This window comes from Flavihumibacter sp. ZG627 (assembly GCF_000814325.1).
In the GTDB taxonomy this organism is placed as follows: Bacteria; Bacteroidota; Bacteroidia; order Chitinophagales; family Chitinophagaceae; genus Flavihumibacter.
The window spans coordinates 179303-195056 of the sequence record NZ_JPHF01000003.1 but is presented as its reverse complement, the minus strand read 5'-3'; the positions used below and the strand labels follow the sequence as shown (position 1 = coordinate 195056).

Below are 15754 nucleotides of genomic sequence, written 5' to 3'. Positions count from 1 at the left end.
TACATCTTAAATGTCTCCGGTGCGGTAGCTCAGTTGGTAGAGCAAAGGACTGAAAATCCTTGTGTCGCCGGTTCGATTCCGGCCCACACCACAGATAAAAGACTTACAGCAATGTGGGTCTTTTTTTATTCCCCAAACTTTCTTAATTATAATGGCTCTATTGAAACATTGTTTGCAAAACTTTGAGGATATCTGAGGCTGTTTTAGCATCAAGAGTACGCAGTTTCCTGTCCAGTCGAATTTTATCAACCGCCCGCAGCTGGTCCAGGGCTATATCTCCCTGTTGATTTTGAAATTGACTGGTGACGGCAAAAGGCAACCATCCCTTCGCATAATGCGGGAGGGCCCTTATGTGGAAGCCTTAAAAACCGGCAACTGAATATTCATGGCACAAACCTCGTTTTTGGGAATATTATTTCGCAGCCGCTTGCATCTGTAGAAAGTGTAAATTAATTACATATATTTAAATTGTTAAGGATTTTCAAGTTCCCACGTATCCCTCTTTTGCCGTTTCTCTCATATGGCAATCTCCCAATATCGGGACCACCAATCATAGGGATTAGACAGGGACCCACTTTCCATAGTTCACATGGCTATTAGAATGCCGTGATTAGCGGGTCTATGACCTTTCTATAGCGGATCTATGGCGGACCTTTAACGGTACCGTGACGATACCGTGACGATACCGTGATGTTACCATGGGAGGTTCTTTGTTGATTATTTTAAAACTATTTAAAAATGATTTTTTATGGCCTCAACCAAACACAACATTTTATTAAGGCACTTCACAGGCGGCATTAGTGATACCCATTACCTCATGAACAGGGGCGGTAAAGAAATATGGATCCGCAAACCTAACCGCAGCCTACAGGTGAAAACTCAAAAGCAAAAGCTTTCTCAAAGCAATTTTAAACGGGCCCAGCAATACGCCTCCGATGTCAATAAAGACCCTGTAAGAAAAAGTTTTTATACGCCCTTTCGCAAAGACGGCAAAACGGAGTATAACCTGGCCTTGTCCGATTTTTCAATAGCTCCCGTGATTCACTCCTATGATCTTCATGCATACAGAGGAAAGGAAGGTGATATCATTGAGGTGGACGCTTCCGATAATATAAAAGTGATCGCTGCCTGGTGTGTGATATATACTTTTGACGGCAGTATCATTGAAGAAGGAGCCGCACAACTGAACCCCTTTACAGGTCTGAATTGGGAATATACGGTGAAGAATACACATCAGCTGCAACCTGATAATATCATCCTTTTCAGCGTGTTCGACTTTGCCGGAAATGAAACCAAAAAAGTATTAAGGCAGTAGTAAAAAAAGGGCCATCTCAGAAATTATTTGAGACGGCCTTTTTTTTCGGGATCATTGCATCCCGGTTCAAGGCTAAGGTTTAGTGGTAATAAACTAAATGTTCAGAGGTAAGCAACTTATTTTCGGAACCGAAGTGTAGAGATAATATTATGTGCCACTTTTCTTCCCTGCCAGAAACCAGCTTCAATGGAAGGCCTGTAGTGGATTCCACCATAGAGTCTAGACCATCCTGCTTCTTCACCGGCCTCTCGGAATGAACTGAAATGGCGGGGTTCTAATGCTCCGCCCGGTGTAGCCATTCCATAAAATGTACTATCTGTAAAGGCATAATCTTCGCCGAAAATATGGGCCATTGCTTCCGCATTGGCAGCTGATAATGTTGCATGGGCCGCAGGGTATTCAGGATGTGGTGCCCCCAGTAAATTATTCGGCGCAATTCCAAGTACGGATACATAATTAAATGGTCGCGCAAGCAGGTACTTAAACTTGTCCTGCCAGCTGCTGATGGTGATATCCACATCAATTATTCCACCAAGCGCATAGGCGAGGGCCGCAACATCAAGCGATGGTTTTTCCCTTGAAAGCACCTGCCGCAATATGCTAACATAGTGCCCGGGGGTACTGGTGCCGGGAAAATCTCTCCACCAGAATGCCTTGAAATAATTGTCTGTTCCGATCTCCGGCCTTGCATTAACCACTTCCATGGTCATGGCGGGTAAATTGGCATAGTCTGGAGCTGGTAGTCCGGCTCCATCACCACTGCTGGCAACCATCCGCCGTAGGTCTCCTATATATTGCACCGTATGCACCGGTATGATGGCGGGTGGTGTCCAATAGATACCTCCAATCTTAGTGGGGTCCAAAGGAATATAGGGATTATTAATATTCTGATGACCATCGGTATTTGCCCAACTCATCACCGCCTCGGCAACTGCTTTTCCAAAGTTCACAGAGCGCTCAATGATAGCAGCATCTGTTTCTGCACTGTATTCCGCAAGCAGACTTTGTTCCAGACTGTCCATAGCAGGCTTATGCGCATCTGTGGCATTGGGGAACATACTCCGGTTGATATGCGCCAGGGCAGCATTGGCACTCGCTGCCCAATGATAGGCAGCGCCCGGTTCAGTGGTTGGCAGGCCATTTAACCCATTAAGCTGGGAAGCTATCGACTGGTGAGCCGGCATCCCCGGAACTACCGCCTCATAGAGCGCAATTCCACTGTAAGCATAATGACGTGAATAGGCCACATTTCCTACCAGCGGAGGATAGTACCTCATCTGCCTTACCTGCATGGTCATCCATTTAATGGCCACGTCAGAAGAAAATGTTTTGGTCTGCTTCAGGTGACCCATGAGTTCACCATTACGCGCAGAAAGTGAAGAGGCATTTTCTTTTACTGCCAGCCCATCTTCTTTCTGGCAGGAAAAAAGAAGAACAGTGAATCCGGTTATAAATGCCGCCTGGAGGAAATACTTTTTCATAATCAAAGATGTTAAGGTTAAACGATGAAGAATAACCAAGATAGAATCGTTTTTTCGCTCCATCCGGCTCCAATCGCTGAACGTGGCGATTTATAGAAATAAAGCAGAAGCCCTGTGGTGAGTGGCTTTTAGCTGTATAATGCGTCATTCGTCGGAAATATCCGCATTCTGTCTGTTTCCATCCCTGGCCTTAAAATCATTGTCCTAAATTGATTAAATTGTATCAGGCGAGAACCATGAATTCTTTTTTATATAATGAGTTTTTATTCTCCTCCCGCTACAGGGTATGGAGGCATCTCCTGTATTGGTCATTTCATATTTGTTTATGGGCCGCCTTCTGGATACTCATGGACGTGCCCTTGTCTTATGGAAGGCAACTCCTCAATATGGCCATGTGGGTGCCGGTGTTTATATTCTTTAGCTATCCCCTTGTTTATATCGCCGTTCCCTATTTATTACTCAAAGGAAAATTGCTGGAATTTTTCCTGGTGCTGCTGGCGTGGGGAGGAGCAGGACTCTTTATTGACTCGGGATACCGCGCTTATGTATTGATACCTGCACAGGAAGCAATGGGATTGGATAATATTCTTCCTCGCGGGCCGCTTGCTTTCTGTTACCTCTGTATGACAACATCCGCCGCCAGTCCGATGGTGATAAAGTTTTTCAAGATGCTGACGTTACAGCAACGCGAATGGTTATACGCAGAACAGGAAAAGGTAACCGCCGAACTGCAGTTACTGAAAGCCCAGGTTCATCCTCATTTCCTCTTTAATACGCTTAATAATATCTATTCCTTTTCGATGGAGCAATCTCCAAAAACCCCAACACTCATCGTTAAGCTTTCTTCGCTCATCAGCTATATGCTCTACGACTGTAATGCAGAAGAAGTAAAACTGGAAAAGGAAATAGCGATCATGAAGAATTATATTGACCTTGAAGCAGAGCGCTATGGCAGTAAAATAGAATTAAACTGGTATGTTAGGGATGACGGACACGATACCCGTATAGCCCCTTTGATGCTCCTGCCTTTTATTGAGAATGCCTTTAAGCACGGCACCTCCGAACAGTTGGAAAAATCATGGCTTAGCGTTGATATCAGGGTGCAGGATGGAATACTTCGATGCAGTATCGCCAATAGTAAAAATGAAGACCAGCCCTTCCGTCAAAATGGTATCGGGATCGCTAACGTAAAGAAAAGACTTGCAATTATTTATCCGGCTAACTATGAACTGGAACTGAATGATAAAGGAAATTCATTTGAAGTGTTCCTGCAGATCAATTTAACGGGTATGATACTGCCTGGAACAGAATCTGTAACATCAAAATTCACAGCACCGGAGAAACAATACAAAATGCCTGAACCGGCATGGTTGAATTAAAATGGTATGATGCATCTATTGCTCAAAAGAGTTAATACATTTCTTTATAACGATTTTGTTTTTTCAGATCGTTATCGGGTTTGGCGTCATGTCATTTATTGGAGCTTTCATATAATAATATGGGCTATTTTCTGGAAAATTATGATCCCACAGGATGGTCCTTTTTCTCAGCAGCTTTTTAAAATGCTTTTATGGCTTCCGATGTTTATCTTTTTCAGCTATCCGATGGTTTATTACGCCATACCCCGAATATTACTAAAGGGAAAATTATGGCAGTTCCTTTTATTGGTGCTTACCTGGGGCGCTCTTGGACTTTATATGAACGCTGTTTATCGCACCTATGTGGTTGTTCCCGTGCTGGAGCTTATGCAGATTCCGGTTAAATCACTAAGGGCTGCACTTCCCCAAAGTTTTCTTTGTATGACCACCTCAGCAGCCAGCCCCATGATCATTAAGTTTTTTAAATTATGGACAGCTAAACAACGCGACCGCATGCAGGTTCAACAGGAAAAGATCAGCACTGAGCTCCAGCTGCTGAAGGCACAGGTTCATCCGCATTTTCTGGTCAGTACGCTCAACAATATTTATACCTGCTCCATTAACAGGTCATCCGATACCCCAACACTGATCCTGAAACTGTCTTCTCTTTTAAGTTATATGTTATACGATTGTAAATCGGAAGAAGTAAGGCTTGAAAATGAGATCGCGATTATGCGAAATTATATTGACCTTGAATCAGAACGATTTAACAACAGGATAGAGATCTCCTGGAGTGTTGAAGGCAATATACGAGACCAGTTTATAGCTCCCTTACTTCTGATGCCATTCCTTGAAAACGCATTTAAATATTGTGCAGCACCATATATCCAAAAACCCTGGCTGGCTTTTGATGCTTCGGTAAAAAATGAAACCCTTCGATGTAAGATCGCCTATAGCAAAGACGAAAACATCAGGCAGCCAGAGGCTGACACCAGCATTCAGAATGTGAAGAAAAGACTTGGATTTATTTATTCTGACCGATATGAACTTAAGTTAAATGATGAAGGTTCTTTCTTTGTAGTATCACTTCTAATAAGGCTAACGGCCATCCAGCCTGCATATATGCCTTCGCCGATGCCAGAAGCAGCCGTAAACATTCAAATGCGTCCTGCATGAAACTCCGATGCCTGCTGATAGATGATGAGCCGCCGGCACTGCAGGTACTTTGCAGGTATATTTCCGCCATCAATGGGCTCGAAATTGCCGGACAATGCCGTAATGCCATCGAAGCATTGGAAGTATTACATCAACGCACCATTGACGTGATCTTTCTCGATATAAAAATGCCCAGTATCATTGGCACAGAATTCCTGAAAAATCTTACGCATCCGCCCAAGGTCATTTTTGTAACAGCCTATCGCGATTATGCCGTTGATGGCTTTGAACTGGATGCGGTAGATTACCTGGTTAAGCCTGTTTCTTTCGAGCGCTTTTTTAAAGCGATCACCAAACTGAACCGGATCATGGGTCTCGAAGCACCGCTGGCCACCCAGAGCGATGCGCCAAAAAATCCAGCCTTTGTTTACCTCAAAGTGGATAAGGATATGAAGAAGGTTTTCGTGAATGAAGTGACCTATATCGAAAGCCTGAAAGATTATGTGATGGTTTATATGGCAGGCAACAAACATTTCCTGGTGAAGCAGTCCATCACAGCCATGGAGAACCTGTTATCGGAACATAAGTTCATAAGGGTTCATCGCTCCTATATTGTTTCGCTCGATAAAATATCAGGATATAACGGCCTTTCCGTTCAACTGGGCGAAAAGGAAATTCCCATAGGCCGTTTATACAAACACGCGGTCATGGAAAGTCTTCAGTAAGTCTTTGCTCTACCCAAGCACTAACCTTGCTCCTGGTCCCCATCTGGTCCCCATCTCATCCCCACCTGGTTATCATCTGGCACCAGAAATAAATCCTTTTTTTTAAAAAAACTAATTTAGTACTACAGGGGATGGAGCTAGCCCCTTGATAAGGCAGGTTTCCACATAATAGAAGGCTCGTTGACGCTTTGAAGAATACTTATTGACTACTAAAAGACGCTTCAAAAGCGCTTCAAACACGCTTCCGCCACCGTTCAATCACCCTTTTGACGCGCTTCCCGCCCGATTTCATCCCGCTTGGAGACGGCTTAGAGTCGGCACTTCGTCGGCTTTTAGACGGAATCAAACTCCGCTCGCCAGCCGCTTCTCTGATCCTAAAAAAAATACAACTGCGAAGGTAAATACAGCTATACAAAACCTGTTATGACCCATTTTCCTAAACTTCGTAACTAACTTAAAATGCAGCGTAAATAGCACTAAAACTGGTGTTAATAGTTATAGCCTCCGATCAAAAAACCGCATATTTGCAAATTACCACCATGGATTTCCAAAGTATAATACCCGATAAGCGTATCTCATTATTTGTAAAGAATATCTGGGTTTTTGAAAGTGGTGACGACAGTCTAAAAACCAGCCTGCCTTTTTTTGCAGATGGTTATCCCGGATTGATGTTCCAGAACACAGCGCATGGGTTGACCGTAAGGCCACATAATAAAGAAATGCCTGAGATTTTTTTGTATGGACAAACAATTAAGCCGATTGAGCTTGAAATTTCTGGTGCATATAATCTCATTATTTTCCAGTTGTATCCTTTTGTGCCGAGAACATTTTTCAATATTGACCCCAGGAGTATAATTGACAATTGTTATTATCTCGAAGATGTGAAGAAAATCAATATAGCATTGCTTACCAGGAAACTTTTGGGAGCTAACAATAATGAGCAAAGGATTGAGATGATGTCAAAAATGTTGTTGTTATATTTTGAGGAGAGAAAGCAGAACCTCGATTATAAAATAAGGCAGGCCATAGAGATGATCATTGCAAGTAAAGGGCAGGAGAGTATTCAATCTGTTGCTGAGAAAATCAGGCTTGCGATCCGTACGTTTGAACGAAGATTTCTTATTGAAACGGGTTTATCACCAAAACAGTTTGCCCGGATAATACAGTTCCAGTCATCACTGAAACAGTTAACTGTTAAAGACTATAAGAGGCTTACTGATATAGTTTATGAGAACGGCTTTTCAGATCAGTCACATTTTATAAGGGTATTCAAAGCGTTCACTGGTAAAACTCCTAAAGCATTCCAGCTTTGAACAACTGACGCATTTGTTCTATTTTTTGCAACAAGCCGGTTTCAACTTTGCTGAATACATTTAAAACAAGTCAAAATGAAACTGGTAATTTTTGGTGCTACTGGCTCCGTAGGAAAGGAGCTGGTGAAACAGTCTTTATTTAATGGTCATACTATTACGGCGTTTGTACGCGATCCGGCAAAGCTCGAACATCTTCGCAACGAGAGATTAACAATTTACATGGGCGATGTACGCAAACCGGAAGAAGTAGAAAATGCTATTACGGGCCATGATGCTGTTCTTTGTGCGCTGGGTGATGGCAAGGCTGGAAAGATAAGGGCGGTGGGAACAAGCAATATCATTGAGGCCATGAAAAGTTCGGGAATAAGGCGGCTTGTATGCCAAACCACACTTGGGATGGGTGAGAGTTACGGCAACCTTAATTTTATCTGGAAACATATTATGTTCGGTATGCTGCTCCGGAAGGCATTTAAAGATCACAATCTGCAGGAAAACTATGTTTTGAAAAGCGGGCTTGATTATACCCTTGTAAGGCCCGCCGCATTAATGGATGGTGCCCTTACCAATTCCTATAAAATTGGCTTTGATGGCAAATACAAAGCGCTTAGCCTTAAAATTTCAAAGGCCGATGTAGCTGATTTTATGATACGCCAGTTGCTTGATAAGGCATATGTACGGAAGGCTGTTAGTATTTCAAACTAGGCATCTGCCCGCCGAAACTGGCCGTTAGGCCAGAGTAGGCGGGCAGATGCTGTTACGGGTAACTTTATATTACTCCATTTCTGTAGGTGCCTCAGCCGCATTCTTTTTCACTGATTCTATTCCGTTATCACGGCTCGATGCGGTTTCATACATTTCACTGTTTCCAATTACTTGTCCATTACCAGCCTTCAGTATGAAATAATGTTTGCCATTGGCGGCAGTTTTGCGTTCATAACGGGCATCATTAGATGCATTTGACTTAACTGATTCAATCCCGTTATTGCAAGCGGGTAGAGTGGTGTAACCTTCACTGCCGAGTATCCTTTCACCATTGCCTGCTTTCAGGCTGAAATAGAACTGATCGTCTTTTCCTTTTTTAATGACAAATTTTCCCATAGTGATATAAATTATTGAATAATTAAAATAAGGGAAAAGAATTGATCTTTCTAATTTAAGTGGAATGTGGCGGATTCGAACCGCCGACCCCTACCATGTCAAGGTAATACTCTAACCAGCTGAGCTAACATTCCGGGTATGCAAATTAATAAACTTATCCAGCACCTTGGCTGAAGATTGATGCCACCAGTTCCATCGACATTTTTCTTGCCCCCATATCATGTACATAGGTAGCCGCCATGATCTCATCCACACCGGTCTTATCAAGGAAAGCCTGCAATGATCCGGAAACAGTTGTTTTACTCCCTCTGAATGAATAAGTGAGCATATGCATCACGGCATTTCTTTCCGGCTCAGTCCAGATGCCTTCCATACTTCTGACAGGCGGCGCCAAAGGCCTGCGGTCATTACGGAATAATCCCAGTGCTAACTGGTAAAATGAGCTGGCGAGGAACTCTGCTTCTTCATCGGTTCCGGCCGCAATGATATTGACACAAGCCATTGCATAAGGCTCTTTAAGAAAGGTCGAGGGTTTGAAATGGCTGCGATAAACCTGAAGGGCGTCCATTAACTGGGCTGGCGCAAAATGGGAGGCAAAGGCAAATGGGAGGCCAAGCATACCTGCCAGCTGTGCGCTATAGGTGCTTGACCCCAGAAGCCATACCGGAACTTTTGTTCCCTGTCCGGGTATAGCCCTCACTTTTGCCTGGGGATCTGCATCACCGAGGTAATTGATCAGCTCAACCACATCCGACGGAAATTCATTGATATCCCCTTTTAGACTTCTTCTCAACGCATGAGAGGTTACCGGGTCAGTTCCCGGCGCACGGCCAATGCCGAGGTCAATTCGCCCGGGATATAATGTTTCGAGCGTTCCAAACTGCTCTGCAATAACCAAAGGTGAGTGGTTGGGCAACATGATACCCCCCGACCCCACCCTGATGCTGTTTGTTCTGCCTGCAACATACCCGATCAATACCGACGTAGCTGCCGAGGCTACACTTTCCATATTGTGGTGTTCCGCAAACCAATAGCGCGTATAACCCAGCAGCTCAGCCGTTTGCGCCATCTCCAGGCTTCTCCTGAAGGCATTACCGGCATTCATATCGCCCTGGTGTATAGTGGCAAGATCAAGTATTGAAAAAGGTATAGATGATAATTTCCTGTTCATTGTTTTGAAGGTTTCGAAGTACAGTCTTAAACAAGATATCCCTCACATTGTTTTCAGGCATTAAAACTTGACAATCACCTGTGGAGTTCGTAATGTGGAATGCGCTCTTTTTTGTAACTTCTAGGCAAACTAACGCATATGTCGCCTTCTGCCGGTCACCTGGGTAAAACCTTTGTTAAATGCGATGACTGCCCTCCTCCCGGAACACCGGAAGAGAATGCCGCGTTCTCCGATATCCAGCAAAAATTCGGCAAGCAATTCGAAAGCATTTTTCCCGATAAACTTGCGCCACGAACCGTAATCATCATCCCATCACTCACACTCGACCAGGACATCCTTTCAAAGATCAAAGGTGTGGTGCATTATGAGGAACGCATGTTATGCCTTCTGATGTTATTGCGCATGCCTAATACAAATCTTATATATGTAACCAGCATGCCGGTTGCCGATACTATTGTAGACTATTACCTGCACTTGCTTCCGGGTATTACAGGTCACCATGCTAAGAAGCGGCTTACCATGCTGAGTTGTTATGACGCGTCCATTAAACCACTCACACAAAAAATTCTAGAAAGACCAAGATTGCTGGAAAGGATAAAGAAGTTGGTTCCAGATAAAGAAGTGGCACATCTAACTTGTTACAATGTAACTAACCTCGAAAAATCTCTTTCAGTACAACTCGGTGTTCCATTGTTTGGAACTGATCCTGATAAATTATACGAAGGCTCCAAATCGGGCAGCAGGAAGAGTTTCAGGGCGGCCGGTGTTCTGTTACCTGAAGGTTATGAAGACCTTCATACCAGGCAGGATATTGCTGAAGCACTTGCTAAACTTAAACGCAGAAATCCATCACTTCGCAAAGCGGTGATCAAAATGAATGATGGATTTAGCGGTGATGGCAATGCGGTTTTTAAATATGCTGATCTCGTTATTGATGATGCTTTGGAAAAAAATATCGAATCAGTGCTCACAAAGCAGATGAGTACAGTTGCCAAAGATCTAAGCCAGGCTATGTTTTTTGAAAAGTTCCAGGAGATGGGCGGCATCGTGGAAGAGTTCCTGGAAGGCGAGATCAAAATGTCGCCATCCGTGCAATGCGTTATCAATCCCACCCGCGAAATAAATATTGTGAGCACGCACGACCAGGTTCTTGGTGGTGATGATGGACAGATTTTTATTGGTGCAATCTTCCCTGCCGATGAAACCTATAACGTTACGCTTGCAGAAGAAGGATTGAAGATTGCAGTTGTTCTGGAAAAGAAAGGAACCCTTGGAAGATTCGCTATTGATTTTATTTCGGTGAAACAGGCAGATGGATCGTGGAAACATTATGCCATCGAAATAAATCTGAGAAAAGGCGGCACCACCCACCCTTACCTGATGCTACAATTTTTAACCGGAGGCAAATATGATGCAAAGAGAGGAGCATATATAACCGCCAGCAATAGCAAGCGCTACTATTTCGCATCCGATAATGTAAGCAGCGAAAAATACAAAGGACTAACACCTGATGACCTCATTGATATCGCCATGTACCACGAACTCATGTATGATGGCGCCGCCCAGGAGGGTGTGATGTTTCACCTGGTTGGTGCTCTTTCTGAATTTGGAAAACTTGGACTTGTATGCGTTGGAAGCTCACCCGAGCGAGCAAAAGCTTTCTATGATAAAACACTGGCCATTCTGGATCATGAATGTTGCTGAACTATTTTTTGAGCTTGTGTTTTGACATATGATCTAAACAGTTCTACTTAATAAACAATGACTTTTGTCACATAAGAATAATATAACGCTCATTAATTTTAGAAAATTATATATATATCTTTAGGATAATTGTCCCGATATCCTGTCAGATACACTCTCCAATTCCTGCTTTATATCAGCCCATTAGAAAACATTTAATAACCCTAAACTTTGTTTTATGAAAAGGAGAGATTTCGTTTCATTACTTTCTGCCGCTGCAGGATCTTCAATATTATGGGGTTGCCGTAAAGAGCAATTGGGCATCCAGGAAGCTGGGATTGACATGATGTCCGCCAGGGGAGGTGGAACAATTGCAACTCGCTATCCCTTAAAATTTCCAACAACAGTAACGCCTTCTGCGCTTACATTAGAATCCAAACTTGCCACCAGTGACCTTGGAGGTGGGATGATCTCTAATGTGTGGGCATATAATGGCCAATTTCCAGGGCCGCTGATAAGAGCCAATAAGGGTGATAATGTAAATATCCAGCTGAAGAATTCACTGCCGGAAGAGACCATAACCCATTGGCATGGAATGATCGTTGATCATCATAATGATGGCCAGCCGATGAGTTCTATAATTCCTGGTTTTACCTATAATTATAGTTTTACTATCAACCAGCGGGCAGCATTGAATTTTTATCATCCCCATCCGCATATGCTTACCGGTAAACAGGTTTACCTTGGACAAAGCGGAGGGTTCATCATTAATGATGCAGAAGAAGCAGCATTGAATTTACCCTCAGGGCCTTATGAATTGCCGTTGATTATCAGAGATGCTACGCTTGACGGAAATAATAACCTAACCTATAAACCATCCAGTGGTGGAATGATAGGAAAGATCCCCTTGGTGAATGGCACACGTAGCCCATACTTAAATGTTGAACGATCAGTTTACAGGTTCCGCGTTTTAAATGGAGCCAATGCAAGAATATTTGGTTTGGTACTCAGTAATAATGCCACCATGCGACTGATTGGTAACGATGGCGGGCTACTGGCCGCGTCTGTTGATTTGAACAGGATTGATATGGCCAATGGTGAGAGAACTGATATTCTGATAGATTTCAGGAATTATCCCAACGGAACTACAATTATGTTACGCGATTTAAGAAGCGGATGGGACTTGCTTGAATTCAGGATCAATAGTATAACAATATCGGGGGAACTTCCTGTAACCTCTTCTGTGATAACAGCTTTAACCAACCCGGTTACAACCAGGCAGTTCAGTTTTGATGGTATGAGTAAGATTAATGGTAGGGAATATGATATGGAGCGCATTGACTGGTCAGTACCATTTGGTGTAACCGAAAAATGGATATTTAAAACCAGTGGAAATGCTCCCCATCCTGTTCATGTTCACGGAGCATCGTTCCAGGTCGTTTCAAGAACCGGTGGAAGAAATCAATTGTTTCCATGGGAATCAGGATGGAAAGACACCGTTTTGCTTGAAGACCGGGAGACAGTAGAAGTACTTGTGAGGTTTGATGCATTTAAAGGTGTATACCTGATGCATTGTCATAAACTTGAACATGAGGACATGGGTATGATGGCAAACTTCGAAGTAATCTAAAACATATCCATAGGGTTGTCACATATCCGGAAGTTTTCATTGAAACCGTCCATGAGTGCAACATCGTCTTCAGAGATTTTGAATGCAAGCGACTCAAAGTTTTCTTTGAGTCGCTTTTTGCTTACAGATTTTGGAATCGTGGATATTCCATGTTCAAAATTCCATCTCAATACTATTTGTGCGGGTGTACGATCATATTTTTCGGCCAGCGCAATAAGCCTGGGGTCCCCAAGTTTAAGACCTCTTGTAAGAGGTGAATAAGATTGCAACTGTATGTTTCTGTTTTGGCAGTATTGCAGGAGTTCACCCTGGAATAACCATGGTGTAAATTCAACCTGGTTGAGCATGGGAGTGATAGTGGCGTATGTTTCCAGTTCATCCAAAAATTCTATAGAGTAGTTGGCGACACCTATGGCCCTTACCCGTTTATCATTGTATAGTTTCTCCAACGCCTTCCAGCTTTCTTTTCTTTGACCCTTTACCGGCCAGTGTACCAGGTACAGATCTACATAATCCATTTGCAATTTTACCAGGCTCTTTTCAAAAGCCCGGAGGGCAGCATCATAACCATGATCATCATTACCGAGTTTTGTTGTCACAAAAATATCTTCCCGAGGAATGCTGCTGTTCCGCAATGCATTCCCGATTTCATTTTCATTGTCATATAATGATGCTGTATCAAAAAGCCGGTAACCAATTTCCAAAGCATCCTGAACAGCCTGCTCCGCTTCATGGCCATGCATATCATAAACACCAAGGCCCAGCAACGGCATTCCAATGCCATTGCTGAGCGTGGTGTATGGTTGGTTTGTATTGCTTACCATTTTTCTATTCCCAATAGTTTCTTTCCCAGCCCCGTCAATTCTGCCGTACCATATTTTGTTTGTTCCCAATTACGTGGATCACCAGGGAAGGCATAACCCTCGGGTGCGATCCTGTCTCTCCAGGAGGCTATCCTCCACTGAAGTAATGCTTCATTATCTTCTTCGGCCGGCATCATGGAAATGTATTGTGCAATCCGAACTTTGTTCTCACTGTTATTGGGCCTGATGCCATGTGGTTGCAGGCTATTGAATATCAGCAGATCACCGGCCTGCATTTTTACCTTTACGGGTTCAAAGCCTGTTGTATCGGGCCTGAAGCGATTCCTGTCTTCCGGTTGGCTAAGCTTCCATGTATCATAGGTTCGGAACAGCTCCGGTATGCACTGAAAGCCTCCCATATTCTCATCATCCTGGTCGGCCAATGCCAGCACCCCCTGCACATTCACCGGCTTTGTTTCCGGATCATAATCCCAATGGATAAAGCCCTTGTATTCAAACCCCGGACGAATAGGAAAATTCAGGTTTGCCCTGTCGATAGTGACCCATAATTTTTCTGTTCCCCATATATCAACGAAGGCATCATAAACCCGCTGCATCTGTCGGTTATTCCAGAGTGCCTGGTTATTATATACTTCCACCATACCCGTATTGGTGAGCTCTTTCATTTGCATCTCTGCCCGGGGGGCTGTATACCAGGTTGAAGGGTCATCAGCTTTCTTCTCTTCAAACTCCCAAAGAAACGCTGCTGTTGCCAATGCCTGCTCTCTCGGAACCGCATTTTTGATAACGATATAGCCATTGTGGATCCAGAAATTCCAATCGTCCTCACTCATCACCCGCAGTGGTTTTCCATTGCTCCGGTCGTTCAGTTTTACCGCACTGCTTTTGGCGGTGGATGGATTGCCGGGTATGTCCTTATGGGCATTACCTGCTGCCATGGTGGGCGCCATGGTTGGTGTCATTGTTTGTTCTTGCATATGGCAATTTTTAGTTGGTTAAATACAGATCAAAAGTACTTTCCTTCAGAAGCCATTTTCAACCATTCCAATGGCCGGTTTTTGCACTGTATTGATATAATTATTGTAATTTGATCAATGCGCATGCATACCGGTACCAAAACCAGTTAAATGAAAGTTCGGCTTGAAGCCATAAAACCTGATGAGGACAGTTCCTTCAAAATTCTCCTGACCCCCCGGCTGAATGAACTTTTCTACTGGCATTTCCATCGCGAATACGAGATAGTATATGTAGAGGCCGAAAGCGGGATCAGGCATATAGGTGATCATATTTCACGTTACCAGGAAAGTGACCTCGCGCTTATTGGTCCGGATATCCCCCATCTCAATTTCGACTATGGCGTAAAGGCTACGGTGGAAACAGTAGTAGTGCAGATGAAAGAGAATTTCCTGGGAGAAGCATTTTTTTCACTCCCGGAGATGAGTGCTGTGAATGCACTTTTTGAGAGAGCAAGGTCGGGACTTGCATTTTATGGCAATACAAAAAAACTTGCGGGAGAAAAGCTGAAAGGGATCAGTACGTTATCTCATTTTGATCAGCTTATTACTTTATTACAGGTCTGTCAAATTCTTGCTTCCAGTGAAGAGTACATTGATCTTGGGGCCAGGCCTATTGCAAAGGCATCGGTATTAAAAGAGCAGCAACGCCTTCATCGTATATACCATTATATCGAAACACATTACCAGGAACCGATCGATGTTAATGAAGTGGCTAAACTGTCAAACCTTACCACCGCCGCGTTCTGCCGCTATTTTAAAAAATCAACCCATCTCACCTTCACAGATTTTATCAATCGCTACCGGATAAACCAGGCAAAAAAAATTCTGCTCCAACAGCAATCAGTAACCGAAGCTTGCTATGCGAGCGGATTTGAGAATCTGTCTTATTTCAACCGTACTTTCCGGAAGTTTGCAGGAGAAAATCCAAGCGCTTTCCGCAAACAACAAGCCAGCCGTATCAACACATTATAAAAGCAGCACAAAC

General features: G+C 43.5%; 15 protein-coding genes and 2 tRNA genes. 10 read left to right on the top strand and 7 right to left on the bottom strand.

Going from position 1 to position 15754, the window contains the following annotated elements; translation table 11 throughout:
- Window positions 1-18 precede the first annotated feature (18 nt).
- Window positions 19-91 (top strand) — tRNA-Phe (locus HY58_RS07735).
- A 66-nt stretch (window positions 92-157) separates the two neighbouring features.
- On the opposite strand, the gene HY58_RS20000 is transcribed toward HY58_RS07735, so the two are convergent.
- A complete protein-coding gene (locus tag HY58_RS20000) occupies window positions 158-319 on the bottom strand; it encodes a type II toxin-antitoxin system PemK/MazF family toxin (protein WP_172644620.1) in 162 nt (53 codons plus the stop codon).
- Between the two features lie 429 nt (window positions 320-748).
- On the opposite strand from HY58_RS20000, the gene HY58_RS18805 reads away from it, so the two are divergent.
- On the top strand, window positions 749-1315 hold the full coding sequence (locus HY58_RS18805; RefSeq protein ID WP_052323937.1) for a hypothetical protein: 567 nt from the start codon (window positions 749-751) through the stop codon (window positions 1313-1315).
- Window positions 1316-1431: 116 nt separating this feature from the next.
- Here the strand turns inward: HY58_RS18805 and HY58_RS07725 are convergent, their stop codons facing one another.
- Window positions 1432-2796 carry a vanadium-dependent haloperoxidase gene (locus HY58_RS07725; protein WP_039130225.1) on the bottom strand — a complete coding sequence of 455 codons (1365 nt, stop codon included), beginning with the start codon at window positions 2794-2796 and terminating at the stop codon, window positions 1432-1434.
- A gap of 236 nt (window positions 2797-3032) precedes the next feature.
- On the opposite strand from HY58_RS07725, the gene HY58_RS18800 reads away from it, so the two are divergent.
- The 5 genes from HY58_RS18800 (at window position 3033) to HY58_RS07700 (ending at window position 8049) form a co-directional block, all read left to right on the top strand.
- Entirely contained in the window at window positions 3033-4175 is a 1143-nt protein-coding gene (locus HY58_RS18800) for a sensor histidine kinase (RefSeq protein WP_082022088.1), read from the top strand.
- A gap of 6 nt (window positions 4176-4181) precedes the next feature.
- Window positions 4182-5330 carry a sensor histidine kinase gene (locus tag HY58_RS07715; protein ID WP_082022087.1) on the top strand — a complete coding sequence of 383 codons (1149 nt, stop codon included), beginning with the start codon at window positions 4182-4184 and terminating at the stop codon, window positions 5328-5330.
- Window positions 5327-6034, top strand: a complete 708-nt coding sequence (locus HY58_RS07710; RefSeq protein WP_039130221.1) for a LytTR family DNA-binding domain-containing protein — start codon at window positions 5327-5329, stop codon at window positions 6032-6034. The genes HY58_RS07715 and HY58_RS07710 overlap by 4 nt, the downstream gene beginning before the upstream one ends.
- A gap of 539 nt (window positions 6035-6573) precedes the next feature.
- The gene (locus HY58_RS07705; RefSeq protein WP_039130218.1) at window positions 6574-7347 is read left to right on the top strand and encodes an AraC family transcriptional regulator; all 774 of its coding nucleotides are present in this window, start codon (window positions 6574-6576) and stop codon (window positions 7345-7347) included.
- A gap of 75 nt (window positions 7348-7422) precedes the next feature.
- Window positions 7423-8049 (top strand): NAD(P)-dependent oxidoreductase, encoded by a 627-nt coding sequence (locus tag HY58_RS07700; protein WP_039130216.1) that lies wholly within the window; start codon window positions 7423-7425, stop codon window positions 8047-8049.
- 69 nt (window positions 8050-8118) lie between these two features.
- Here the strand turns inward: HY58_RS07700 and HY58_RS07695 are convergent, their stop codons facing one another.
- The 3 genes from HY58_RS07695 to HY58_RS07685 all read right to left on the bottom strand — a co-directional run bounded on the left by HY58_RS07695 (window position 8119) and on the right by HY58_RS07685 (window position 9616).
- Window positions 8119-8445 carry a YegP family protein gene (locus HY58_RS07695; protein ID WP_039131027.1) on the bottom strand — a complete coding sequence of 109 codons (327 nt, stop codon included), beginning with the start codon at window positions 8443-8445 and terminating at the stop codon, window positions 8119-8121.
- Window positions 8446-8505: 60 nt separating this feature from the next.
- Window positions 8506-8579: transfer RNA gene (locus HY58_RS07690), tRNA-Val, on the bottom strand.
- A gap of 20 nt (window positions 8580-8599) precedes the next feature.
- Window positions 8600-9616: an LLM class flavin-dependent oxidoreductase gene (locus HY58_RS07685; RefSeq protein ID WP_039130214.1), complete on the bottom strand. Its 1017-nt coding sequence runs from the start codon at window positions 9614-9616 to the stop codon at window positions 8600-8602.
- A gap of 138 nt (window positions 9617-9754) precedes the next feature.
- Here HY58_RS07685 and HY58_RS07680 point away from each other — a divergent pair, with 138 nt between their 5' ends.
- Entirely contained in the window at window positions 9755-11320 is a 1566-nt protein-coding gene (locus HY58_RS07680) for a peptide ligase PGM1-related protein (protein ID WP_052323935.1), read from the top strand.
- Window positions 11321-11537: 217 nt separating this feature from the next.
- A complete protein-coding gene (locus tag HY58_RS07675) occupies window positions 11538-12929 on the top strand; it encodes a multicopper oxidase family protein (protein WP_052323934.1) in 1392 nt (463 codons plus the stop codon).
- Here the strand turns inward: HY58_RS07675 and HY58_RS07670 are convergent.
- Both HY58_RS07670 and HY58_RS07665 read right to left on the bottom strand, forming a co-directional pair.
- Complete coding sequence (locus HY58_RS07670; RefSeq protein WP_039130211.1) at window positions 12926-13753, bottom strand: aldo/keto reductase; 828 nt, start codon at window positions 13751-13753, stop codon at window positions 12926-12928. The two genes, HY58_RS07675 and HY58_RS07670, sit on opposite strands and share 4 nt — an antisense overlap.
- On the bottom strand, window positions 13747-14730 hold the full coding sequence (locus HY58_RS07665; protein WP_039130210.1) for a phytanoyl-CoA dioxygenase family protein: 984 nt from the start codon (window positions 14728-14730) through the stop codon (window positions 13747-13749). Before HY58_RS07665 ends, HY58_RS07670 begins: the two co-directional genes overlap by 7 nt.
- 150 nt (window positions 14731-14880) lie before the next feature.
- Between HY58_RS07665 and HY58_RS07660 the strand changes: the two genes are divergently transcribed.
- Complete coding sequence (locus HY58_RS07660; protein WP_039130208.1) at window positions 14881-15741, top strand: AraC family transcriptional regulator; 861 nt, start codon at window positions 14881-14883, stop codon at window positions 15739-15741.
- Window positions 15742-15754: the final 13 nt, after the last annotated feature.